Source organism: Enterococcus villorum, from assembly GCF_007990225.1.
Classification (GTDB): Bacteria; Bacillota; Bacilli; order Lactobacillales; family Enterococcaceae; genus Enterococcus_B; species Enterococcus_B villorum.
On the sequence record NZ_BJWF01000028.1, the window covers coordinates 1 to 24,072 of the forward strand.

The window sequence follows — 24,072 nt, forward strand, 5'->3', positions numbered from 1 at the left end:
TATTGAAACGATAGATTTTTCTATCGTTTTTTTTGTGTCTAAATAAAGTCATCTAAGTTTGTATGGATTTTCCATTTATCTAAATAGCCTAGTGTATGTCACAGGTATCTTTAAGCAGAACTTTCGCTTCAAAGATAGAAACGTGTTAGCATCATAAAGGAATGATCTAAAAAGGAGGACGTATCTATGTATTTGAAGATTTCTGAAAAAGCGCAAGAGAGATTAGAAAAATATGTTCAAGAAGGAGCAATCATTATTCTTGATCTGGATGATGGTGTAGGAAAATATTCGAAAATGGGTGTTTGTTCCTTGGATACTAGTTTTCGATTACTTTTATTAGATAAAAAACAAGAGAAGACAGACTATCCACTGACGATAGATAGCGACATGGGGGAAGTATTTATCAAAGACTATTCGAAAATGTACATGGATGAAGAAATGACTTTGACTTTAGATCCACGTTTAAATGTCTTCAAACTTGAATCACCAAGTGGTACGTTAGATAACTATGTCCCACTGGTCGATTTACGACCCTAATCAACGGAGGAGATAACAGAGTTCAATCGTTTGAGTAGTTTTTTGTTTGAAGAAATGAGTGACTTATTTCGGTTATAAAAAAACAGAGTAACACGCTGATAAAACAACATGCTACTCTGTTTCAAGAAGCCACTTGCCGGGCTTGAACCGGCGACCTCTTCCTTACCATGGAAGCGCTCTACCAACTGAGCTAAAGCGGCAAAAACTTTAATACAAATAATAGGATAACGAAAAACATTCATTTTGTCAATATCTAATTAATAGAAAAAAGCTAATTTTTATTTAAAGGAGCATTAATAAAAAAATTTAAAATAACGTATTTATGGTAACGATTTCTGTAAAAAAATAAAAAAATTACAAAAAAAGTGTTGCGTTATTTTGGAGAAATTGCTATTATATATATGTACTTGATTCCGGCATAGCTCAGTTGGTAGTAGCGCATGACTGTTAATCATGATGTCGTAGGTTCGAGTCCTACTGCCGGAGTAAATATTTTTTAGTATAAGAGGAAAAAGTGATTCAATTAGTTGAATCACTTTTTCTTTTTTTTGTTGCAGGAACGCTTTTTATGATTTAGACCAAAATTTTTAGCTTGAATCATTCATTTGCTTCTTAAAGTTGCTAAAGAATGCTCATTTCAATGAATGATTAGAGAACCGATTGTTTTTCCAATTCCTTAAGGGTACAATACATAGTATAACTTGGATTTGGAAAGGATGATTAAATGAAAGCTATTACACCTGAGATGACTAAAAGATTTGAAAAAAAGTTTCGAGCAAGCAGTAAACAACAAGCATTACAAAGAGCAGTAGTTAAAAATGGTATTACAGCTTCTGCAGAAAATACAGCTGCCCATGTTTCAAATACACCAGTATTTTCGATTGATTTATCTACTGGAAAAGTGGCCAATCAAAAACAATCAGGTCGTTGTTGGATGTTTGCAGCATTAAATACATTTCGCCATAAGTTATTGAATCAATTTCATTTAAAAGAATTTGAATTGTCTCAAAATTATACTTTTTTCTGGGATAAATATGAAAAAGCAAATTATTTTTACGAAAATATTATCGCAACTGGGAATGATGCGCTTGATAGTCGCAAAGTCGCATTTTTATTAGCGACACCACAACAAGACGGTGGTCAATGGGATATGATCGTTTCTCTTTTCCAAAAATACGGAGTTGTTCCTAAATCAGTGATGCCAGAAAGTGCGAATAGTTCAAATTCACGTGATTTGAATAATTATTTAAATAAATTATTACGTAAAGATGCGGTTGTTTTACGTGAAATGATTGCGGCGGATGAAACACATGAAGCGATTCAAAGTAAAAAAGAAGAAATGTTAGAAGAAATTTACAATTTTTTGTCCATTTCTCTAGGCACCCCTCCTAAAGAATTTGATTTTGAGTATCGTGATGAAGAAAATAATTACCATCTTGATCAAGCACTGACTCCTCAATTGTTTTACGACAAGTACATCGGTGTAAAATTAGATGACTATGTCAGCATTATCAATGCACCGACTGAAGCTAAACCTTTTAATCGTTCTTATACGGTAGAGATGTTAGGAAATGTTGTTGGTGGAAAAGAAGTGCGCTATTTAAATGTTGAGATGGATACATTTAAAAAATTAGCAATTGCCCAGCTGGAGCAAGGAGAATCTGTTTGGTTTGGCTGTGATGTTGGTCAATCTTCCACGAGAGATAGTGGGATTATGGCACTAGATGTTTATGATCTTAATAATTTGTTTGATGTGGATTTTGCTATGACAAAAGCGCAACGATTGAATTATAGTGAAAGTTTAATGACACATGCAATGGTCCTTACAGGTGTGGATATTGTGGAGGGAAAATCCACGAAATGGAAAGTGGAAAATAGTTGGGGCGAAAAAGTTGGAAATAAAGGCTTTTTTGTCATGAGTGATGAATGGATGGATGAATATACCTATCAAATCGTGGTTCGAAAAGATTTGTTAACGAAAGAGCAGTTAAAGGCATTTAATGAAGATCCGATTATTTTAGCACCTTGGGATCCAATGGGAGCTTTAGCTTAAGTCATTAGCTTATATTTTATGTAGAAACAAAAATGAAAATAAAACAAGTGAATTCATTTTAAATGTGTGTTTGAAAAAAGTGAGAAAGAAGTCGATGTCGTTTCTAAATTCATTTTAGTCTAAGAAGATAGAAAGCGACTGGTTTCTTTCTTTTTTCCTATTAAATAGTTTTTGATTATTCTAAAAAAAACAGCAACAGACTCATTTCCTTCCTTTTTATCTGCCTGTGTTATAATTATAGCTAATAAATAGAGAGAAAGCATGTGAGGAGGAAGAGAGATGGATATTCAATCAGTTTTAGCAGACATACATTTAGAAGGAAAAGTGATCCCTGTAGCTGGTGGAGATGTCAATCAAACGTATCGGATTGAAGAACAAAACAAATCTTATTTTTTAAAAATTCATCCGAATATTGGAAAATCATTTTTTGAAGCCGAAGTAGATGGTTTAAAAGAATTAGCGCCTTATGTACGTGTACCTGATACCTACATGCTGGGAGAATTGCAAGGAGGCGCTTATCTTTTGATGGAATGGATCGAACCGGGGAAGGGCGACTCTAAAGATTTGGCCTCTTCTTTAGCAAAGTTACACCATGTAACTGCACCGCAATTTGGCTATCGCAAGGACAATTATTTAGGTGTTCTACCTCAACAGAACCAATATGAAGAAGATTGGTGGTTGTTTTTCTTTAAAAATCGTTTGGAAAGCCAAATACAATTAGCAGAAAAAAATAATCGTTGGAATCAGACACGTCAAGAAAAATTTATCGATTTTAAACAATATGTATTAGACAATTTTGAAAATAAAAAGGTTGTTCCAAGCCTCTTGCATGGTGACCTATGGAGTGGTAATGTTTTCTTTGATCAGCAAGGGCAACCCGTCTTTATTGATCCAGCTGTATCTTATGGTGATCGTGAGCAAGATATAGCAATGAGCCAACTGTTTGGCGGGTTTCGTCCAGAATTTTTAGAAAGTTACCAAACCATTTATCCTTTGGAAAAAAATTGGGAAAAGCGGATAGCAATTTATCAATTATATTATTTATTAGCCCATTTAAACATGTTTGGTGAAAGTTACGGCTTACAAGTGGATCAATTACTAGTTAAAAGATAAGAGGAGGGTGTTTTTTTGGCAAAGAAATATACAAAAAAACATGAAGTTTCATATTATGAATGCGACATTAACCAAACAATGACATTTCCATCGATGCTAGGCATTGTGATTAAGACATCTGAAGAACAAAGCGATACACTTGAACGAGGAAGCGACTTTGTAAACAGTTTTGGTCTTACTTGGGTAATTACGAATTATTCAATGCTAATTACTCGCTTACCACGAGTGGGAGAAACCATTTCTATAACGACACAAGCGATGGCATATAATAAATTTTTTTGTTATCGAAATTTTTGGATTCATGATGAACAAGGAGAAGAACTAGTCAAAATAGAATCTGTTTTTGTATTGATGGACTTTGTGAATCGTAAAATGAGTAGTGTGAATGAAGAAATTATTGCACCATTTGAAAGTGAAAAAGTCAAAAAAATTAAACGTCAAGAAAAAATCGAAAAAATTGAATCAGGGAGTATGTTGCCATATCGTGTCCGTTTCTATGATATTGACAGTAACCAACACGTAAATAATGCTATGTATTTCAACTGGATCATTGATGTATTAGGATACGATTTTTTAACTACCCATGTTCCAGAAAAAGTATTGATACGTTTTGATAAAGAAGTAGAGTATGGCAATGAGATCGAAAGTCATTATGAACAAGTCATTTTAGAAAATGGGATGAAAACGAGACACGAAATAAGAATGCAAGATCAATTGTATTGTGAAGCAAATATTTTATGGAAAACTAGATAAGTAAAAGCAATAAAAATAAGGCTCTAAAGATAGCACTACATTTTGATGTAAGCTGTTTTTAGAACCTTATTTTTTTATAAATATATTCACTGAGTCATGAAAGAAATCAACTCATGATTATTTAGACCATTATTTAGGGCAATTAGCAGTTTTAATCGAGCTTTTTGACTATTAATACTATTGCAAAAAATAACCCCCATCTCTGCTAATGCTTTTCCGCCACCTTCATAATCGTAAACCGGTTCTGCTATCCCATTAAAACAACGAGAAACTAGGACTACAGGGATTTTTTGGATCAGTAATTTTTTTAACGCCGTCACAGCTTGTGGAGGCAAATTGCCTGCACCTAAAGCTTCGATCACTAGACCATCCACTTTGGTATGTGCAATGGCTTCTAATAGATCGCCATGCATACCCGCATAAGCTTTTACGATTGGAATGGTTCCTTTAACAGAATCAATATTTAATCGTTTGGTCGCTAATAGTTCTTGCATGAATAAAATCCGATGTTTGGTGACCAAGCCGATGGGACCGAGTGTCGGCGTGCGAAAAGTAGCCACATTTGTAGTGTGCGTTTTAGTGACATAACGTGCAGAGTGAATTTCATCATTCATGACAACTAACACCCCTTTATCAACGGCTTCATCGCAACTAGCGACACGAATAGCACTTTCAAAATTATACAGACCATCACTTCCAAGTTCGTTACTTGAACGCATAGCCCCCGTTAAAACGATCGGTAGTTTGTCACCAATTGTTGTATCTAAGAAAAAAGCTGTTTCTTCTAGGGTATCGGTTCCATGAGTGATCACAATACCATTTATCCCTGCGTCATAGGCTTCTAAAATTCGATTTTTCAAAATTAGCATATGTTTAGGCATAATATGTGGTGAAGGAAGATTGAAAATATCTTCCATGACTAGATCAACATTCGTTGGAACGGTGATTTCAGCATCCAATAACGGGTTAATCACATCTGGACTGACACCGCCCGTTAAAAGATTTTCTTTCATAGCAATGGTTCCGCCAGTGTGTAAAATAAGAATTTTTTTCATTTTTACGGACTTCCTTACGAATAATTTTGCATAGACTTTAAAGCTTATTGTATACTATATGAAAGAGTTTTGCCATCTAAGGCCTATGAGTAAGCAGTAAACAGTAACGTACATAGTTGAGAATTGGTTTGAAAAGTAAAAGAAGGGTGTCTTAAAATGATAAGGGTAGGTTTAACGTCTTTTAAAGAACATGAGAAACTAACAGGGAAAAAGAATAATACACTTTATGAGTATGCAAGATATTTGCCACTTGTAGAATTAGATACGGCTTATTATGGTATTCCACGTAAAACTTCTGTTGAAAAATGGGTTCAGGAAGTACCAGAAAATTTTCGATTTGTTGTAAAAGCCTATCAAGGGATTAGTGGACAAGGCGATTGGCATGAGTATTATCAGACAGAAGAAGAGATGATCGCTAAATTTTTAGAAGTGATGAAACCTATGAAGGAAGCAGATAAACTGTTTTGTTTTTTAGTGCAATTTCCTGCTTCTTTTAAATGCACGAAAGAAAGTGTGCAATACTTGCGAAAACTTAGAAAGTGGTTTGCTGGCTATCCAGTAGCGATCGAGTTGCGTGATTATTCTTGGTATCAACCGGATTTTATTGAGCGCACAAGAAATTTTATGACACGTGCTGAATTTTCGTTAGCCATTATTGATGAACCACAATTATTGAATACAACGATTCCTTTTGATCCATTTGTTAGCCATTCACCATTCACGCTCTTTAGATTTCATGGAAGAAATGCCCAAGGATGGCAAGCCAATGACAAAGATTGGCGTAAAAAAAGAACTCTTTATCGTTATTCTGAGCAGGAACTCATTGAATTAGCAACTGCAATCAAATCTGTTGAGGAAAAAACAAAAGAAATTGGAATTATTTTTAATAATAATTCTGGTGGAGATGCTGCCGAAAATGCCTTAGCTCTGCAAAAAATATTAAAAATAAAACCACAAGGATTAAACCCGCAGCAAATGGATTTATTCTAGAAACGGAGTATTGGATGATCAAAGCGATTTTTTTTGATATTGATGGGACATTAGTAAATGACCAATCAAAAGCACTTGATTCGACCAAGCAAGCCATAACTTATGCCAGGAAAAATGGTATCTTATGTGGCGTAGCAACTGGACGTAGCCCAGTCAGAATCAAAGAAGTGGTAGACGAATTGGAATTGGACATGTATGTTGTCTATAATGGTCAATTAGTGTATACAGCTGAACGCACTATAGTAGATCAACCGTTTGATCAAAACGTCTTGATGAAAATCGTAAAATTTTCAGATAAAAACCATCGGCAGATCATTTTTGGTGGACGAGAAAAATTAGAAGGCTCCACCACGATGTTATTAGGTCAGTCAATTTTAATCAAACGGTTCGTCAGTCTACTTCCTAAAAATTTTCCAGTAAGATTGTTAAAAAAGGGACTACAGCTTTTTAGTCCTCATCGGCAGAAAAAGCGATACGAAACACTAAAGATTCTGAATGAATCGGTTTATCAATGTATTTTGTTAAGCCAGGAATCTGAACAAGAAAAATTAGAAAAAATTTTCCCAGAATGCACCTTTCAGCGTTCCAATGCCTATACAGTAGATATCATCCCAAAAGGTGGTTCCAAACTTTTAGGAATTGCTGCTTTTGCCAAAAATTTTGGATTAGAGATGTCTGAAATCATGGCGTTTGGGGACCACTACAATGATATTGAGATGTTAGAAGGAGTGGGTATTGGCGTAGCAATGGGGAATGCCCAAAGAGAAGTCAAACAAGCAGCTGATTTTGTGACGAACACAAATGAAAAAAATGGCATATACGAAGTATTAAAACATTTTGAATTGATTTATTGATTATTTTGTCAAACTAAGAGATAGGGAAAGTATGACGAACTAGAAAGTTAGGAAAGTAGAGAAATAATATGTCTGAAAAAACACCTTTTCAAAAAGTAGAAGAATTTCATGAAATCTTTGATCCGCGGTCTCCCAAAGTCCCAACCCCTTTTACAAAGAAAGAAGCGGTCTACCGAGCAGGATTTAAAATGGAAGAATTAGTCGAACTAATCGCAGCCACTTGTCAAGGTGATCAAAAACAATTACACGAAGAAGTCAAGGCTTTACACGAAGCGTTAGAGCAAGCTGAACGAAAAATGCTTACCAAAAAACACTGGGGAAATGATCCTTTGGTTGAGCAAGTAGATGCATTAACAGATCTTTTATATTTTACTTATGGATCTTTTTCATTATTAGGAGTTGATCCTACACAAATATTTGACATTGTGCATCAAGCGAACATGGGCAAACTTTTTCCAGATGGCAAACCCCATTATCATCCGATAACGAATAAAGTGTTAAAGCCCGAAAATTGGGAACAAAACTATGCGCCTGAATCCAAAATAGCCAATGAGATACAACGCCAAATCAATGAAGCCGAAAAAAACGCTTAAAAATTTGACATCGTCTCAAAGGGAACAATTAAAATAGTTTTTTGACGCTTTATTTTATCATTAAGAACAAAAGTTTTTCATGAAGTTAGTGAATGCTTAAAAATAGTATGTTATAATTTACGATAGATGTCTTTTGCACGAAAGACGTATTTATTGTTTTATGCACCTTTGATAACTATCAGGGCATAGAAAATAGATGCATATTGAAAACGGAGGTACCTTAAATGGGAAATAATGTTATCATCGGAATCGTCATAGCAATCATTATAGTCGCCCTAATCGCCTTTTTGGTTAGTTACTTAATGAAGAAAAAAAACCAAGATCGATTGGACGCCTTAGAAAAACGCAAGGAAGAATTGTTCGACTTGCCTGTGATTGAAGAAGTCGATGATGTGAAAAAAATGCATCTGGTTGGACAAAGCCAAAATACCTTTCGTGAATGGAGTCAAAAATGGAATGACATATCCACTTCCTCATTTGCTGAGTTAGAAAGTCAAATTTTTGAAGTAGAAAATCTTAATGAGAGTTTCCGATTTTTAAAAGGTAAAAAAGCAGTTGTAGAAGCAGAGAAAACCATGGATCAAATGGAAAAAGAAGTTTCTGAGATTCGTGAAGGTCTAAAAGAACTACGTGAAACAGAAGAGCGTAATTCATTAGCTGTTCAACAAGCTTTAGATGTCTATGAAGAATTAAAAGAAACGATCAAAGAAGATGAACAAGAATACGGACCTGCACTTCCTGAGTTACAAAAGCAAGTCAAAATGATTGAAAATGAATTCACGCAATTTGTGGCCTTGAATACTTCAGGTGATCCTGTTGAAGCTCGCGAAGTTTTAGATAAAGCAGAAAAACATACGTATGAAGTGGAAGCTTTAATGAAAAAAATTCCGCCATTGTTTGAAGATTTGAACACTACTTTCCCAGAGCAACTTGAAGAAATCAATAGTACTTACGAAAAATTGATGCAGGAACAATATGTTTTTCCAGAAGATGATCTCGTTGGTGATATTAAAAAAGTAAGTAAACGTATTGAACATTCATTAGCAACCCTTGAAAAAACAGAAGTTGAAACGGTTGAATTTGAAAATCGTGAAACAGCTAGTATGATTGATGCACTTTATGATGTGCTAGAACGTGAGATGGAAGCACAAAATTATGTAGCGACGAATCAAGCAACGATCGAACAATACATCAAACATGCAACGAAAAACAATCGTCAACTATTGATTGAGTTAGATCATACAGCTCAAAGTTATGCATTGAATCATAATGAAATTGGACGAGTACGTGGTTTTCAAACAGAAGTGGAAGAAATTGAACGTCAAAACGAACAAATGAAACCACAAATGCAACAACTCTTGATTCCATTTTCTGAAGTTCGTACGTTCTACAAAAAGGTGTTCAAAGTTTTAGAAGATATCGAAAACCAACAAGTTGAAATTGATGACTCTTTACACGAGTTAAGAAAAGGTGAACAAGAAGCGCAAGAAAAAATTGATGTGTTTGAATTTAAATTGCGTAACTTGAAGCGTTTTGTTGAACAACAACGGTTACCTGGTCTACCTAAAGATTATCTTGAATTTTTCTTTGTAGCAACTGATCGAATTGAAGAATTAAGTATTGTATTGAATAAAATCAGAGTCAATATGGAAGAAGTCAATCAACTCGTTGCTTTATGTGAAGAAGATTTAGAATTACTAGATAAGAAAACACATGATCTAGTGGATGCGGCTGCGTTGACTGAACAAATGTTACAATATGCCAATCGTTACCGTCACACACACGAAGAAATAAAAGAAGCCATTGATAAAAGTTTTTATTTATTTAATAAAGAATACCGCTATCAAGAAGCTTTAGATGAAATTGGTACGGCGTTAGAACGTGTAGAACCAGGTGCTTTTAAACGAATTGAGGACTTTTACTTTAAAAATCCTGATTTAGTTTAGTGAAAAGAAATCGAAAATGAAACAGACAACAGTAGTCCCTAGAAAGGCTAACTGTTGTCTTTTTTCGTATGGAAATAGTTAATTGCACGAAAATTCCTGAAAAATTAAACGCCTCTTGAAAGCAGGTGGGACAACCGTTATAATAGAAAAGAATTTCAAAAAAGAGGGGTTTCTTATGATATATTTTGATAATAGCGCCACAACCCCAATCTTTCCGCAAAGTTTAGATGCCTATGTAAAGACAAGTCAGCGGATTATTGGGAATCCGTCAAGTTTGCATGATTTAGGCAATCAAGCAAACCGTTTGTTGCAACAAGCCAGAAAACAAATTGCTGAACTGATCGAAGTAACACCTGAAGAAGTGTATTTCACTTCTGGCGGAACAGAAGGAGATAACTGGGTAGTCAAAGGATCCATGATCGAAAAACGTGAATATGGCAATCATATGATCATTTCTGGTATTGAGCATCCAGCTGTGAGTGAAACAGCAGAACAATTGAAAGCTTTAGGCGTAGAAGTGAGTATTGTACCAGTAGATGAACACGGATTTGTACGTATTGATGAGCTAGAAAAATTAATACGTAAGGATACGGTGTTGATTTCGATCATGGCGGTAAACAACGAAGTAGGTTCAATCCAACCTATTTTAGAAATCAGCAAGCTTTTAAATGCCTATCCGAAAATTCATTTTCATGTGGATGCGGTTCAAGCGATTGGGAAAGTTCCTTTGAATGAATGGTTAACAGAGCGTGTCGATTTTGCAACATTTTCTGCACATAAATTTCATGGGCCACGTGGAATAGGTTTTATTTATTGGAAAAAAGGCCGTCGTTTAGCGCCACTTCTTAATGGTGGTGGTCAAGAAAAAAATCAGCGAAGCGGAACAGAAAATGTCCCAGCAATTGTTGCTATGGCTAAAGCTTTGCGTATAGCTTTGGAGCGAAAGAATCAAAAACCAGATCACACCAAAAATTTAAAAGAAGCATTGATTCAAGCATTGAAGTCCTACGACAAAGTCACTATTTTTTCTGAAGGAAATAGTTACGCACCGCATATTTTATGTTTTTCACTAAAAGGTATTCGTGGCGAAGTATTGGTTCATGCTTTAGAAGAAAAGCAAATTTTTATTTCAACTACTAGCGCATGTTCTTCACGGAAACATCTAGCAAGTAGTACTTTACATGCCATGTGTGTACCAAACGATTTAGCCACTTCTGCGGTTCGTATCAGTTTAGACGAAAGCAACTCTATGGCAGAAGTCGAACAATTTATGATTATTTTCAAACAATTATATAAAAAATTTTCAACCATTAATTAACAACCAAGGAGTGTTTTTGTGAAATATAGTGAAATCATGGTTCGCTATGGTGAATTGTCAACAAAAGGGAAAAATCGTAAAAGTTTTATTATGCAACTAGCACAAAATGTCCGACAAGCACTTAGCGATTTTCCAGAAATCAAAATTCATGCGGATCGAGATCGGATGCATTTACTTTTAAATGGAGCAAATAGTGAACTAGTTATTCCTAAATTAGCCCAGATTTTTGGTATTCAGAACTTTTCACCAAGTCTTCGTGTTGAAAAAGATGTTCAAAAAATAAAAACAGCTGTGCAAGAAATCATGAAAGAAATATACACAGGAAAAGAAACATTTAAAATCATTGCTAAACGTAGCGATCACGACTTTGAACTGACGAGTAATGAACTAAACCAAACATTAGGAAATGCGGTTGTAGATGCCTTTCCTGACATCCAAGTACAAATGCGTCAACCTGATATTCCTTTACGGGTAGAAATACGGCGAGATGCTGCCTATTTATCTTATGAAACAATTAAAGGTGCTGGTGGGCTACCAGTTGGAACGAGCGGTAAAGGAATGCTAATGCTTTCAGGAGGTATTGATTCACCAGTTGCCGGCTACTTTGCGATGAAACGTGGCGTTGAAATTGAAGCAGTACATTTTGCTAGCCCCCCTTATACAAGTGAACAAGCTTTGCAAAAAGCCAAAGACTTAACAGAGAAACTAACGCCATATGTTGGTAAAATTGAATTTATCGAGGTACCATTTACTGAGATTCAAGAAGAAATCAAAAAAAATATTCCTCAAGGATATTGGATGACGATTACTCGACGGATGATGTTGCGTTTGACGGATGAGATCAGACGTATGCGCCATGGTTTAATCATTTTAAATGGTGAATCATTAGGACAAGTGGCTTCTCAAACACTTCAAAGTATGGTGGCAATCAATGAAGTCACCAATACGCCAATCATTCGTCCAGTTGCTACTATGGATAAATTAGAAATCATCGAAGTAGCTGAACAAATTGACACGTTTGAACTGTCCGTTCAGCCATTTGAAGATTGCTGTACCATTTTTGCTCCTCCAAAACCAAAAACACGTCCTCGTCTAGATAAAGTTCATCAATACGAGGAACGTTTGCCGATTGAAGAAATGATCAACCGAGCATTAGCCGGTCTAAAAATGGAAACGATCCATACAGTTGCAGTAAATGAACAAGTAGAAGAATTTGCTGATTTATTGTAAAAAGATTCATTTAACTGCATGCATTTTTTATTGATAAATAGTAGAACACATGAACAGCAACCATTGTTTTTGTGTTCTTTTGTTTTGTGATAGCAAATAGATCAATCGTGGAGCAAATCAGAAAGAAGAAAGTAAATCGGCTCAAGAGTAAAAATAGTGACAGATTTTTTATTTCATGAAAAAACAATTTTTGTTTTGCAAGTAAGACAAGTTGCCTATTTTTTATGAGGTCATTGCTCCACTTTAAAATAAATGATAAACTAATCATGTGAAGAAATTAACAAAGGAGCTTGACTATGGGCGAAAAAAATAGGACTTTACCAAAAGCAACTGCTAAAAGACTGCCATTGTATTTACGTTATCTAAAAATGTTAGATGATTCAGGTATCAAAAGAATCAAGTCAAATGAATTTAGTAAGATTACTCAAGTGCCTTCTGCCAGCATCCGCCGTGATTTTTCTTACTTAGGCGAGCTAGGACGCAGTGGCTATGGTTATGAGGTTCCTTATTTAATAGAAGTGTTTGATCAGATCTTAAATACAGAAGAAGAAAAACGCATTGCCCTTGTTGGTTATGGTAATTTAGGGAAGGCATTAAAACATAACAATTTTAGAAGAAATAAAAATTTAAATATTGTTTGTGTGTTTGACAACGATCCTGAAATTGTTGGACAAGAAGTGGATGGACAAATGATCTATTCGATTGAACAATTTGCAGAAATTGCCCAAAAAGAAAATATTACCGTCGCAATTTCTACGGTACCTAGTAAATATTCCCAGTCAGCCATCAATGAAATAGTCAATGGGGGGGTATCTGCTATTTTAAATTTTGCACCAGATCGTGTGATTGTGCCAGATCACGTAAATATCCAATACATTGATTTAACTACAGAATTGCAAACACTTATTTATTTTGATGAAAAATATTCAGAAGTTTTTTCTTGATATTTAAAAAAAATAATTTTGTGAAGCATAGAGAAGCACTTAGAAGTAGCACTTCTAGGTGTTTTTAACTTGTTTGAACATTTAACAAGGATAATAATAACAAATAGTAACAAATTCAGTTCTATTTTATTTTTTAAAATTAAATAACGGGTATGATTAATTTTTTTGTTGTTGATTTATCTATTTTTAACTGATAGAATCTTTTAAATTTAAGGATTTTATTTATGAATATTTGCTTATTTTTTTAATGAATATAACAGTTTAAAAAAAAATCGACAATATCTAGAGGAAAATAAATGGAATGTAGGTAATTTACTTCAATTTTCAAATAGGAATAATCTAGAATATATCATCAGTTTTTTGTTGTTACGATTATGTTAAAAAGGAGTTAAGTTGCCTTTAGAATCTACAATAATGATGAAAGATGGGAGTAATAAAATGAATAAATTCGAACAAGAGCGAATCAAAGAAGAGATCTTGTCGGTAATGAACGATGTGAAGGACAAAAATAATGAAGGTTATCAACAATTGTTAAGGGTGTTAGAGAAAACCCCCTATGAAACGAATAAAGAATATGAACAATTATTAAAACAATTCCAAGAGAAAAAATCAAATATTGAGACGAAAGAAGGCGAAAAATTACTAGAATTGTTGAAAAAGCAACCGACAGTGACAATGAAAGAAGTCGTTGAATCGTGTGTTAATTTTCAGAAAATTTCTGATAATACAGACTTACAAAAATTATTTTTTGATCTTTTGATTGAATCAAAAGTAGAACAATTAAATCAACTGGTTTTATTAAAAAGCTTATCCAGAACTTGTGAATTAAATTTTTTAGTAGAAAACGAGCGTAAGTCCTTAAATCGAGAATTAAAAGCTGGTTGTATCGAATTGCAATATGGCATGGAATCAATTGAAACAAAAAAACATATCTTAGAAAGTTCATTAAATCTGTTGAGAGATAATAACTATAGATATTATGGCACTGAGCTAAATAAAGAGGAAGCGATTAAAAATGGGTATAGAGAAGTAGTCATTGAAGCTCTTTTATCCATGGAAATTGATGATGAATTTAGTGATATTTATGATTTTTTAAAGAGCAATGAAGCCCTTCATAAACTATTACAAAGAAATAGTTTATCAAAAAGTGAAAAAAAAGCGCATATAAGGGTTGCGTTCGAACAAAGCGATCTATCTAAAGCTAGAATACGGAAATTCTTTAACCAACTTTATGGAACGATAGAAGTAAGGTCTCCTGAAAAAGAGATCGTTCACTTAATTGCAAAAGAAGTAAGTGTTGATCATGCGATAAAATTCGATGATGCATTAAGAGGAACGCATAAAATACCGGTTGAAATCTTGACTCAAATCGATAAAAAAGCACAATCTACCCTTGTCAAAGAAGGTATCAGGCAGTTAGTCGATACTTCATTTAATAAAAACGAACGTTTACAATTTTATAAAGAAAGTCTGGAACAAAAATTAACGAAAGAAGAGCAAGAAGAATTCAATCATTTGTTAAATAAAAGGTCACAAGTTCATGAATTTGAGAATTTATATCATTCTTTAAATTCCTCAGAGTTAAAGGAACAACTATCACAGATAGGCCGAATGACTTTTGGTATAGAAACATGGGAAAAATTTGAAACCATTCAAACATTCAAACAAGAATTAGCAAAGCAAAGCCCAGAAAAAAGTGTTGTTTTCTCAGAATTGATGAAAAAAGACTTAAGGGAAATAGAAAACCAACGAATAATGAGTGCCATCCAATCCATCGATAGCAGACTGATGAATTTCCAGAATATCAATCAGTTGCAACCAAAAGAATTGGCAGATATTCTATTTAAAATGAGAATCCTTTATCCAAATTGGAATGAAGAACTAAAGCAACAAACAAAAAAACAATTAACCGCCCATTTACCAGAAAATAAACAAAATGAGATCGCACAAATGGTTGAAGAAAAGGAAATGATCCACTGTACTTCTGCAATCAGTTCGAAAATGGGGAAAGAATTACAAAATATAGTAGAAAATGAGGAAAAAAGTCAACTAGCAAGCAAAATTGATGAAGTAAAACTGGAATTAGAGAAGCAGAAAATCCATTATCTCTCTCCGGTAATAATGAAAATAATTTACGAAAAATTATATGAAAAAAATAATGGGTATGTAACAATTGAAGACAAACAAAAAACGCTGAAAGAATTGGATAACCTTACAAAAAACAATGACCTCATTGAATCAATTAAAAAAGAATTAACAATTAAAAATATCAAATATACAGATGATGAAGTCATCACTTGGGTGAAAAAATTTTTAACAACGGACAAAGAAAGTAAGCAAAAAGAATATCAAGTAATTTTGAAAAAAATAGATAAATTTTTAAGAAAAATGGATAATCAAACAGCTAAGAAAGAAATAAGTCAATTTTTAGTAGAGTTAAATAAAGAAAAAGAACAAATAAAAACGGCAATGGAAGATACTTTTTTTCATATTCATGAACATAGAAACAATGACGTTGGCGAAGAAGAACAATTTAGGCTTGAACTTTATCAAAAAGAAGTTATTCAAAATTTTATACATAAAGATCCTAACTTAAAAAGTGTCATTGAAGCGTGTATAAAACAAGTTCCTTTAGTCTCTTGTAGTGGGAGAAAATTAAAGAACGGTCGTAAAATGACTAAACCATTTGAAGAAGATTGGTGGTATGTTAAATGGGATCCATTAGAAAAGTATTTAAATTCTAAGATAGGTAAAAAAAATATATTGGTTTCTGAAGTCAATCGTAAGGTGAATGAGTTACTTAAAGTAAACAGTAAGATTTGTTCGCAGATTGTCTGGTCATTGGCTATAGATGCAGCAGGTGCGTCGATCAACTTAAATCATACATATGCAGCAGAACCTATAGAACAGCAATACCTTGGGAAAAAAACAATTAGTAGCAAGTTATCAAACGCTAAAGTGGCATAGAGAGGGCCACTTATCACAGAAGATACAGCCAACTGAAAATCAAAAAGCAATCAAAGTACAAGATGAACAAAAATCTAGTACACCACTTAATATACTATCAGGTGAATTATTAAGTGAACATAAAGCGAGGAATGAACGAGATAGACCAAGCTTCTCAGGGATGAAGCTAGAAATTCTTGACAAGGAGTTACAAAAATTTAAGGATATAACAGGAAAAGCACAAGAAATTGCAAAGCAAGCGCCTGAAGAGAAGGAAGATACAGCTAGTTCAAAGTCCTTGACGAAAAAACTCATTTCAGCTCCAGTAGTAGATCTTCAAACATTCAAAGAACGAGAAATGAAGGCAAAAAAGGAAGCCTTACTAAAAAGAGGGGAGAGTGTATCTACAATTAAAGATAAAATTGCAATGGTTGAAAGAAATTGAATCTAGGATATCTAACTATGGTTCGTTACCTTAAATCTTTCGTGCGTTTTGTGCCAAATTGATAAATGAAATATTCAAATCAAAAATAGAATATATGCTTTATTGAATGAATAGCTTTATTTTGAACTTGTTTGACTTTAAAATCGAACCATTGTAAAATGAAACGTAACGTTGAACAAGAGGAGTAACTAGTGCTTGACTGATAGAGAGAGAACGAATGGTGGAACGTTCTTAGGAGAGGCTGGTGAAGGTAGCTTGGGAGTTTTTATCTTGAACCCTTATTTGAAGCATCTGGCTGGGGCTAGGGGTAAACGAGTCGTGATCGTTAACTCACTGAAAGTGGTAATAGGAAACTATTACAAATTAGGTGGTACCGCGTAAACTAATACGTCCTAAAATACGAAAGTATTTTAGGATTTTTTTTATTTTTAAGGAGGGCATCAGTATGACGGAAGAAAAAAATTTATCAACAAAATACAATCCACAAGAAGTTGAAGCTGGTCGTTATCAAAAATGGTTAGATCAAGACTTATTCAAACCAAGTGGAGATAAGAAAGCAAAACCTTATTCCATTGTGATTCCACCACCAAATGTGACAGGAAAGCTTCATTTGGGACATGCTTGGGACACAACTTTACAAGACATGCTGATTCGTCAAAAACGTATGCAAGGTTTTGATACACTTTGGTTGCCTGGTATGGATCATGCCGGAATTGCAACACAAGCGAAAGTTGAAGAAAAACTGCGTCAGCAAGGTATTTCACGCTATGATTTAGGCCGAGAAAAATTTGTTGATCAAGTTTGGGAATGGAAAGAAGAGTATGCAAGTCATATTCGTGAGCAATGGGCAAAGATGGGCTTATCTTTAGACTACAGCCGTGAACGTTTTACTTTAGATGAAGGTTTGTCAGAAGCTGTTCGTAAAGTATTTGTTACACTTTATGAAAAAGGTTTGATTTATCGCGGAGAATATATCATTAACTGGGATCCTCAAGCTCGTACAGCTTTATCAGATATTGAAGTAAATCATAAAGACATCGAAGGCGCATTTTATCATATGAGTTATGAACTCGCTGATGGTTCTGGTGTGGTTGAGATCGCAACTACTCGTCCAGAGACGATGCTTGGTGATACAGCAATTGCAGTCCATCCAGAAGACGAGCGCTATCAGGCATTAATTGGTAAAACCGTCATTTTACCTTTAGTCAATAAAGAAATTCCGATTGTTGCAGATGAATATGTCGACATGGAATTTGGGACAGGCGTTGTAAAGATTACACCTGCTCATGACCCAAATGACTTTGAGGTCGGCAATCGCCATGATTTACCACGAGTAAATGTGATGAACGAAGATGGCACAATGAACGATTTAGCTGGTCAATACGCTGGTATGGATCGCTTTGAAGCTCGTAAAGCTATCGTTTCTGATTTAAAAGAAATCGGTAGACTCATCAAAATCGAAAAAATGGTGCACAGTGTGGGCCATTCAGAACGTACAGGTGTAGTTGTGGAACCTCGTCTATCAACACAATGGTTTGTTAAAATGGCACCGCTCGCTGAAAAAGCCATTCAAAATCAAGAGACGTCTGATGCCGTGGAATTTTTCCCACCACGCTTCAATCAAACGTTCTTACGTTGGATGGAAAATGTCCATGACTGGGTCATTTCTCGTCAACTATGGTGGGGTCATCAAATCCCTGCTTGGTACCATAAAGAAACTGGCGAAATGTATGTAGGAATGGAAGCACCAGAAAATAGCGAAGACTGGTTACAAGATCCAGATGTATTGGATACTTGGTTCAGTTCTGCTTTATGGCCTTTTTCAACAATGGGCTGGCCTGATACAGATAGCGAAGACTTTAAACGATACTTCCCTACAAGCACGTTAGTAACAGGCTATGACATCATCTTTTTCTGGGTAAGCCGAATGATCTTCCAAAGCTTAGAGTTTACCGAACGCCGTCCTTTTGAAAACGTCTTGATCCATGGCTTGATTCGGGATGAACAAGGACGGAAAATGAGTAAATCTCTTGGAAACGGGATTGATCCAATGGAAGTCATTGAAAAATACGGGGCAGATGCTTTGCGTTGGTTCTTATCCAATGGGTCTGCTCCTGGACAAGATGTACGCTTTAGTTATGAAAAAATGGATGCTTCATGGAATTTCATTAATAAAATTTGGAATGCCTCTCGTTTTGTTCTCATGAATGTTGAAGGAATGACTGTTGAAACTATTGATTTAACAGGTGAAAAAACAGTTGCGGATCGCTGGATCTTAACTCGCCTCAATGAAACAATTACGAAAGTCACCGAGTTATTTGATCATTTTGAATTTGGCGAAGCGGGACGCCAACTATATAACTTTATATGGGATGACTTTTGTGACTGGTATATTGAAATGAGTAAAGAAATCTTATACGGTGATGATGCGGCTTCAAAACAAACGACTAAAAGTATTTTGGTGCACACATTAGATCAGATTTTACGTTTATTGCATCCAATCATGCCGTTTGTAACCGAAGAAATCTGGCAACATCTTCCACATCAAGGAGAATCTTTAGTTGTGGCTGATTATCCAGTGGTTCATCCAGAATATGATGATGAAACAGCTTCTAAAGGAATGGAAGTCTTAAAAGAACTAATTCGTTCCGTCCGTAATATTCGTTCTGAAGTGAATACACCGTTATCAAAACCAATAACTTTATTGATTAAAACCAACGATCCTAAAATCGGTCAGTTCTTAACGGAAAACATAAGCTACATTGAACGTTTCTGTAATCCAGAAGAATTAACGATTTCAAGTGATATCGTGGCACCTGATTTAGCTATGTCTGCTGTTTTAACAGGGGCAGAGATTTTCTTACCATTAGCAGGGTTAATTAATATTGAAGAAGAAATCCAACGTTTAGAAAAAGAATTGGCAAAATGGACTGAAGAAGTTAAACGTGTGCAAGGAAAGTTAGGCAATGAACGCTTTGTAGCTAATGCGCCAGCAGAAGTTGTTGAAGCAGAGCGCACAAAAGAAAAAGACTATTTAGATAAACAAACAGCTGTTAAAGAGCGTATCCGTAGCTTAAGAACAATCCAATAGTAAAAAATAAATGAAATAAAACAAAAGAGGCAAATAAACGAAAGTGGATTTGCCTCTTTTTCTTTTGCCAATCAAAAAAGTAGAGGAAAAGAGATTGCTTTATTGTGAGACGGATAGAATTTTCATTTTAGAATGCTTGGAGACTATTATAAACTTATCCTCACTTAGCTAAACCTAATTTTTTAAGCTGGAAATGGAAGCTTTTTGGGAAAAGAGTAGACGTGAGGGTATATTTCTTTGCTCACAGAGATTTCTCTTATTAACCAAATCCCCCATAGTTCCTACAGTTTTGTTTATTTGAAGGCAGCAAATCCCATAAAATGTTGTCTTAGTCCTTTAAAGGATGAGCGCCTTTTGCCTATCTAAGTTAAAAAGACTATGTCTTTTTCTACTATTGCACTTTCTTTTTGCTATAATAAAAGTGAAATGGGGGAACGTTGATGAAAATTGAGGAAGCAATTACTTGGATTCATAGCCGCTTGCCATTTGGTTCACGTCCAGGATTGGATCGAGTGGAAGCATTACTAGAAGTAGTGGGGCATCCTGAAAGACAAGTAAAAACGATTCATATTGCAGGAACAAATGGGAAAGGTTCTACAGTGACTTATCTTAGATGCCTGTTGGAAGAAGCAGGGTTAACTGTTGGTACATTTACCTCACCATACATTGAATCATTTAATGAACGAATTTCAATTAATGGTCAAAAGATACCTGATAAAGAATTGATCAAGCTCGTTCAAAAATATCAGCCTCTTGTGGAACAATTGGATCAATTTGAAGCAGTTGCTGGAATCACAGAATTTGAAACCTTGACCGCAATGGCCTTTGATTATTTTTTGTGTCAAAAAGTAGATGTAGCAATTATTGAAGTGGGTCTAGGTGGCTTATTGGATTCAACGAATGTTGCGGTCCCCATGCTAACGGGTATCACAACAATTGGCTTAGATCATACAGATATTTTGGGAGATACTATTGAAGAGATTGCTGCGCAAAAAGCTGGTATTATCAAACGAGGCGTGCCAGTTGTTACTGGGAATATCGAAACACCTGCTTTAGAAGTGATTAAAAAACAAGCAAAATTAAAAAACGCACCTATCTATTCTTTAAAAGAGAACTATATGATTACTTACCAACGCCCTGCTGATAAATGGGGGGAAGTGTTTACTTTTCATAATGAAACCGGTAAAATGACTCACCTTAGCACCGCAATGATTGGTCAACACCAAGTAGAAAACGCAGGGATGGCTATTGAATTGTACCAAATATACTGTAAGATTGAAGAGCTTCCTTTTAGAGAAAAGGATATTAAAAAGGCATTGAAAAAGGCACAGTGGCCTGGTCGGATGGAAAAAATAAGTGAAGAACCCTTGGTCATTTTAGATGGAGCTCATAATACACACGCAGTAAAAAGATTAGTACAAAATTTAAAAAAAGAGTTCCAAGGTTATCAAATCAATCTTTTATTCTCCGCCTTAAAAACCAAAGACGTGGAAAGTATGTTAAGTCAATTAAAAGAAGTGCCCAATGTCCATATTTATTTAACCACATTTGAATCTCCCAAAGCGATAGATTTGAGCTCTTTTACGGATTTAGTAGATGAAAACCTTTCGATTGTCTCCTTATGGCAATTCGGTTTAGCAGAAATATTGGAAAAAATGACAGATGAAGATGTCTTAGTGGTTACTGGGTCACTCTACTTTATTTCTGAAGTACGTACATTATTATTACAATTAGGAGGAAAACATGAATTATAAATCAGTCATTTTTGATATGGATGGGCTATTGTTCGATACTGAAATTGTTTATTATGAAGCATCTCAAGCAGTAGCTGATCGAATGGGTTTCCCTTATGACAAAGAATTATATCTAAAATTTTTAGGTGTATCTGATGAAGAAGTTTGGGCCAATTACCATCAAATTTTTGCAGAATTTGGAAAAAATAATGTTCAAAAATTTATAGACGATGCTTATGAAGAAACAATCAGACGCTTTTCTTTAGGTGAGGTTCAATTAAAGCCGGGAGTGTTAGAATTATTAGACTTTTTAGAAGAGCAACAAATACCCAAAGTCGTAGCTTCTAGTAATCAGCGACATATTATTGAGCTATTACTAGAAAAGAAACAACTTTCTAGTTATTTTGACACGATTGTTTCAGCAGAAAATGTCCAGCGAGCAAAACCAGATCCAGAAATATTTTTATTAGCTCATCGATATTTGGGAACAGAAAAACATGAAACATTGGTTTTAGAAGATTCACAAAATGGGATACTTGCGGCTTCAAGTGCAGAGATCCCAGTGGTCATGATCCCAGATTTATTGCTTCCTTCAGATAAATTAAAAGAAAAAACAGTAGCAGTCTTCTCTTCTTTACATGAAGTCCCAGAATTTCTAAAAAAATAAAAAATAGTTCCCCCTTTTTTCGTATCTTATAGTGAAGAGAAAAAAGGGGGAATTTCATGGAAAAAAGCTTGTTGGCTGCTGTGCCAGCGACTTCATTGCCTAGAGAAAGGATGCTACTTTATGGCGAAGAAGCATTATCAGACCAAGAGTTATTGGCTATTTTATTACGCACAGGACAGCACCCACATAATGTTTTAGAAATTGCCGGTCATTTGCTGAAAACATTTGGCGGATTGGCTCTTTTAAGACAAGCAACACTAACTGAATTAGAGGAAATACGAGGAATTGGGCGTGTCAAAGCACTCGAAATCAAAGCGTTAGTCGAATTAGGTAGAAGGATTCAAACAGAACACGTGGCAGTAAAATCTCAGATCCATGCAAGTTATGAATTAGCAAAAGAATTGATCCTGGAATTAAAAGATTATAAACAAGAACACTTGATTTGTATTTATCTAGACACAAAAAATCAAGTGCTATTGAAAAAAACATTGTTTATTGGTTCGTTGGACCAAACAATTGCGCACCCAAGAGAAGTCTTTCATTACGCTGTACGTTATTCCGCTGCACGTATCATTTTGGTTCATAATCATCCTTCTGGAAATGTGATCCCCTCTAAACAAGATTTACTATTTACTAAAAGAGTGCAAAAATGTGGAGAAATGATGGGTATTGATGTATTAGACCATTTAATCATTGGTAATAAACAATATTTTAGCCTTAGAGAGGAGGGATTAATGGAAGAAGAATAGGCATAAAATAGAGAAATAGATGAAGTAGCTTTCTTGCAAAAAAAAAGAACCAAGTGTACAATTATATTGTAATTTTGTTTGGGAATAGAAGTTGAAACATCTGTTGCACCTCTATCGTACGCGAGCAATGTTACAATCAATTAAGTGCTTCGGCACGAGGAGGGTATTATTAATGGAAAACGGAACAGTTAAATGGTTCAACGCTGAAAAAGGATTTGGTTTTATTTCACGTGAAGACGGAAGCGATGTTTTTGTTCACTTTTCAGCTATCCAAGGTGACGGATTCAAAACTTTAGAAGAAGGTCAAGCAGTGACTTTTGACGTTGAAGAATCAGATCGTGGCCCACAAGCTGCTAATGTTGAAAAAGCTTAAGCGTAACGAATAAACTAAATAAGTGTTGTTCACCTATTTAATGATTAGGTAAAGACGAGTACCAATTAAAGTGTATTTGTCTCATTCCTATTGGAACGTAAAACGAATCCTTTGTGAGTGGCAGGATCATTTATCCATGCTTCTTGCAAAGGATTTATTTGTCCTTATAAAAAAGTGAAGTGATTGCAATTAAAAATTTTTTATGAGCAACACTCTATTTTATAGATATTCATCATAATGATATTATTTTTATCTACCTATAAAACAAGTGGAAAAAGATATTTGTCTTTATAATCTTATTCTAAGGTAAAGAGTAGGCACATTTTTATATATGGAACTGAAAAATAAAAGTAAATAATATTTATTTTTTCAATAGGCTAGAACAAAAAGTTCTAGAATAAGAGAAAGAAAAATTTTTGGTCAATAGACATGGGAAGTTAAGATGTTTCAATCGATAAAATCTGGTTTGAAATAATGAATAAAAAAGATAAATTGATTTATTTCTGTTAAATAAAAAACATATATTTATTCTATTTGCTTTAAAAAATTTTTCAAAATGAACTTTGAATAATTGTTGATTCTAACAAAATAACAATATTTTTCTTTTTGATAATTTTTAATGTTTAGATTAAAAATAAAAAAGTAATTTTGTTAATTAAAAAAAATTAAAATAACTGATGTT

19 protein-coding genes, 2 tRNA genes and 1 other annotated feature are annotated in these 24,072 nt (G+C 34.5%); of the genes, 19 read left to right on the forward strand and 2 right to left on the reverse strand.

Features of this window, described 5'->3' with window-relative positions:
• Positions 1-186 precede the first annotated feature (186 nt).
• The gene (locus EVI01_RS09570) at positions 187-537 is read left to right on the forward strand and encodes an iron-sulfur cluster biosynthesis family protein (protein ID WP_010752672.1); all 351 of its coding nucleotides are present in this window, start codon (positions 187-189) and stop codon (positions 535-537) included.
• Positions 538-664: 127 nt separating this feature from the next.
• Here the strand turns inward: EVI01_RS09570 and EVI01_RS09575 are convergent.
• A tRNA-Thr gene (locus EVI01_RS09575) sits at positions 665-737 on the reverse strand.
• Positions 738-949: 212 nt separating this feature from the next.
• Between EVI01_RS09575 and EVI01_RS09580 the strand changes: the two genes are divergently transcribed.
• From EVI01_RS09580 to EVI01_RS09595, 4 genes are all read left to right on the forward strand, one after another.
• A tRNA-Asn gene (locus EVI01_RS09580) sits at positions 950-1,023 on the forward strand.
• A gap of 238 nt (positions 1,024-1,261) precedes the next feature.
• Positions 1,262-2,590 carry a C1 family peptidase gene (locus EVI01_RS09585; RefSeq protein WP_010752671.1) on the forward strand — a complete coding sequence of 443 codons (1,329 nt, stop codon included), beginning with the start codon at positions 1,262-1,264 and terminating at the stop codon, positions 2,588-2,590.
• Between the two features lie 279 nt (positions 2,591-2,869).
• Entirely contained in the window at positions 2,870-3,703 is an 834-nt protein-coding gene (locus EVI01_RS09590; RefSeq protein ID WP_010752670.1) for a fructosamine kinase family protein, read from the forward strand.
• A 15-nt stretch (positions 3,704-3,718) separates the two neighbouring features.
• Positions 3,719-4,456: an acyl-ACP thioesterase domain-containing protein gene (locus tag EVI01_RS09595; RefSeq protein ID WP_010752669.1), complete on the forward strand. Its 738-nt coding sequence runs from the start codon at positions 3,719-3,721 to the stop codon at positions 4,454-4,456.
• Positions 4,457-4,542: 86 nt separating this feature from the next.
• On the opposite strand, the gene EVI01_RS09600 is transcribed toward EVI01_RS09595, so the two are convergent.
• The gene (locus EVI01_RS09600; protein WP_010752668.1) at positions 4,543-5,511 is read right to left on the reverse strand and encodes an asparaginase; all 969 of its coding nucleotides are present in this window, start codon (positions 5,509-5,511) and stop codon (positions 4,543-4,545) included.
• 156 nt (positions 5,512-5,667) lie between these two features.
• Here EVI01_RS09600 and EVI01_RS09605 point away from each other — a divergent pair, with 156 nt between their 5' ends.
• The 14 genes from EVI01_RS09605 (at position 5,668) to EVI01_RS09670 (ending at position 23,390) form a co-directional block, all read left to right on the forward strand.
• Positions 5,668-6,501 carry a DUF72 domain-containing protein gene (locus EVI01_RS09605; RefSeq protein WP_010752667.1) on the forward strand — a complete coding sequence of 278 codons (834 nt, stop codon included), beginning with the start codon at positions 5,668-5,670 and terminating at the stop codon, positions 6,499-6,501.
• Positions 6,502-6,515: 14 nt separating this feature from the next.
• Complete coding sequence (locus EVI01_RS09610) at positions 6,516-7,355, forward strand: Cof-type HAD-IIB family hydrolase (protein WP_010752666.1); 840 nt, start codon at positions 6,516-6,518, stop codon at positions 7,353-7,355.
• Between the two features lie 68 nt (positions 7,356-7,423).
• Complete coding sequence (locus EVI01_RS09615; protein WP_010752665.1) at positions 7,424-7,948, forward strand: pyrophosphohydrolase domain-containing protein; 525 nt, start codon at positions 7,424-7,426, stop codon at positions 7,946-7,948.
• A gap of 224 nt (positions 7,949-8,172) precedes the next feature.
• Positions 8,173-9,894 (forward strand): septation ring formation regulator EzrA, encoded by a 1,722-nt coding sequence (locus EVI01_RS09620; RefSeq protein ID WP_010752664.1) that lies wholly within the window; start codon positions 8,173-8,175, stop codon positions 9,892-9,894.
• A 175-nt stretch (positions 9,895-10,069) separates the two neighbouring features.
• On the forward strand, positions 10,070-11,212 hold the full coding sequence (locus tag EVI01_RS09625) for a cysteine desulfurase family protein (protein ID WP_010752663.1): 1,143 nt from the start codon (positions 10,070-10,072) through the stop codon (positions 11,210-11,212).
• Between the two features lie 18 nt (positions 11,213-11,230).
• Entirely contained in the window at positions 11,231-12,442 is a 1,212-nt protein-coding gene (thiI, locus tag EVI01_RS09630; RefSeq protein WP_010752662.1) for a tRNA uracil 4-sulfurtransferase ThiI, read from the forward strand.
• Positions 12,443-12,738: 296 nt separating this feature from the next.
• Positions 12,739-13,386: a redox-sensing transcriptional repressor Rex gene (locus EVI01_RS09635; RefSeq protein WP_010752661.1), complete on the forward strand. Its 648-nt coding sequence runs from the start codon at positions 12,739-12,741 to the stop codon at positions 13,384-13,386.
• Positions 13,387-13,824: 438 nt separating this feature from the next.
• Positions 13,825-16,353, forward strand: coding sequence for a hypothetical protein (locus EVI01_RS09640; RefSeq protein ID WP_146811638.1), 2,529 nt, complete (start codon positions 13,825-13,827; stop codon positions 16,351-16,353).
• Positions 16,304-16,777, forward strand: a complete 474-nt coding sequence (locus EVI01_RS09645; protein WP_010752659.1) for a hypothetical protein — start codon at positions 16,304-16,306, stop codon at positions 16,775-16,777. Before EVI01_RS09640 ends, EVI01_RS09645 begins: the two co-directional genes overlap by 50 nt.
• Positions 16,778-16,939: 162 nt before the next feature.
• Positions 16,940-17,175, forward strand: a binding site (T-box leader).
• A gap of 47 nt (positions 17,176-17,222) precedes the next feature.
• The gene (locus EVI01_RS09650) at positions 17,223-19,868 is read left to right on the forward strand and encodes a valine--tRNA ligase (RefSeq protein ID WP_010752657.1); all 2,646 of its coding nucleotides are present in this window, start codon (positions 17,223-17,225) and stop codon (positions 19,866-19,868) included.
• Between the two features lie 440 nt (positions 19,869-20,308).
• Positions 20,309-21,622, forward strand: coding sequence for a bifunctional folylpolyglutamate synthase/dihydrofolate synthase (locus EVI01_RS09655; protein WP_010752656.1), 1,314 nt, complete (start codon positions 20,309-20,311; stop codon positions 21,620-21,622).
• Positions 21,612-22,268 carry an HAD family hydrolase gene (locus EVI01_RS09660; RefSeq protein WP_010752655.1) on the forward strand — a complete coding sequence of 219 codons (657 nt, stop codon included), beginning with the start codon at positions 21,612-21,614 and terminating at the stop codon, positions 22,266-22,268. Before EVI01_RS09655 ends, EVI01_RS09660 begins: the two co-directional genes overlap by 11 nt.
• A gap of 56 nt (positions 22,269-22,324) precedes the next feature.
• Positions 22,325-23,017, forward strand: coding sequence for a RadC family protein (radC, locus tag EVI01_RS09665; protein ID WP_010752654.1), 693 nt, complete (start codon positions 22,325-22,327; stop codon positions 23,015-23,017).
• A 172-nt stretch (positions 23,018-23,189) separates the two neighbouring features.
• The gene (locus tag EVI01_RS09670; RefSeq protein WP_010718724.1) at positions 23,190-23,390 is read left to right on the forward strand and encodes a cold-shock protein; all 201 of its coding nucleotides are present in this window, start codon (positions 23,190-23,192) and stop codon (positions 23,388-23,390) included.
• Positions 23,391-24,072 lie beyond the last annotated feature (682 nt).

Coding starts and splice junctions, on each gene's coding strand:
- EVI01_RS09605 (WP_010752667.1), top strand. CDS start 5,668: ATGATAAGGGTAGGTTTAACGTCTTTTAAAGAACATGAGAAACTAACA.
- EVI01_RS09610 (WP_010752666.1), top strand. CDS start 6,516: ATGATCAAAGCGATTTTTTTTGATATTGATGGGACATTAGTAAATGAC.
- EVI01_RS09640 (WP_146811638.1), top strand. CDS start 13,825: ATGAATAAATTCGAACAAGAGCGAATCAAAGAAGAGATCTTGTCGGTA.
- EVI01_RS09625 (WP_010752663.1), top strand. CDS start 10,070: ATGATATATTTTGATAATAGCGCCACAACCCCAATCTTTCCGCAAAGT.
- EVI01_RS09660 (WP_010752655.1), top strand. CDS start 21,612: ATGAATTATAAATCAGTCATTTTTGATATGGATGGGCTATTGTTCGAT.
- EVI01_RS09655 (WP_010752656.1), top strand. CDS start 20,309: ATGAAAATTGAGGAAGCAATTACTTGGATTCATAGCCGCTTGCCATTT.
- EVI01_RS09635 (WP_010752661.1), top strand. CDS start 12,739: ATGGGCGAAAAAAATAGGACTTTACCAAAAGCAACTGCTAAAAGACTG.
- radC (WP_010752654.1), top strand. CDS start 22,325: ATGGAAAAAAGCTTGTTGGCTGCTGTGCCAGCGACTTCATTGCCTAGA.
- EVI01_RS09670 (WP_010718724.1), top strand. CDS start 23,190: ATGGAAAACGGAACAGTTAAATGGTTCAACGCTGAAAAAGGATTTGGT.
- EVI01_RS09590 (WP_010752670.1), top strand. CDS start 2,870: ATGGATATTCAATCAGTTTTAGCAGACATACATTTAGAAGGAAAAGTG.
- EVI01_RS09585 (WP_010752671.1), top strand. CDS start 1,262: ATGAAAGCTATTACACCTGAGATGACTAAAAGATTTGAAAAAAAGTTT.
- EVI01_RS09600 (WP_010752668.1), bottom strand. CDS start 5,511: ATGAAAAAAATTCTTATTTTACACACTGGCGGAACCATTGCTATGAAA.
- EVI01_RS09650 (WP_010752657.1), top strand. CDS start 17,223: ATGACGGAAGAAAAAAATTTATCAACAAAATACAATCCACAAGAAGTT.
- EVI01_RS09615 (WP_010752665.1), top strand. CDS start 7,424: ATGTCTGAAAAAACACCTTTTCAAAAAGTAGAAGAATTTCATGAAATC.
- EVI01_RS09570 (WP_010752672.1), top strand. CDS start 187: ATGTATTTGAAGATTTCTGAAAAAGCGCAAGAGAGATTAGAAAAATAT.
- EVI01_RS09620 (WP_010752664.1), top strand. CDS start 8,173: ATGGGAAATAATGTTATCATCGGAATCGTCATAGCAATCATTATAGTC.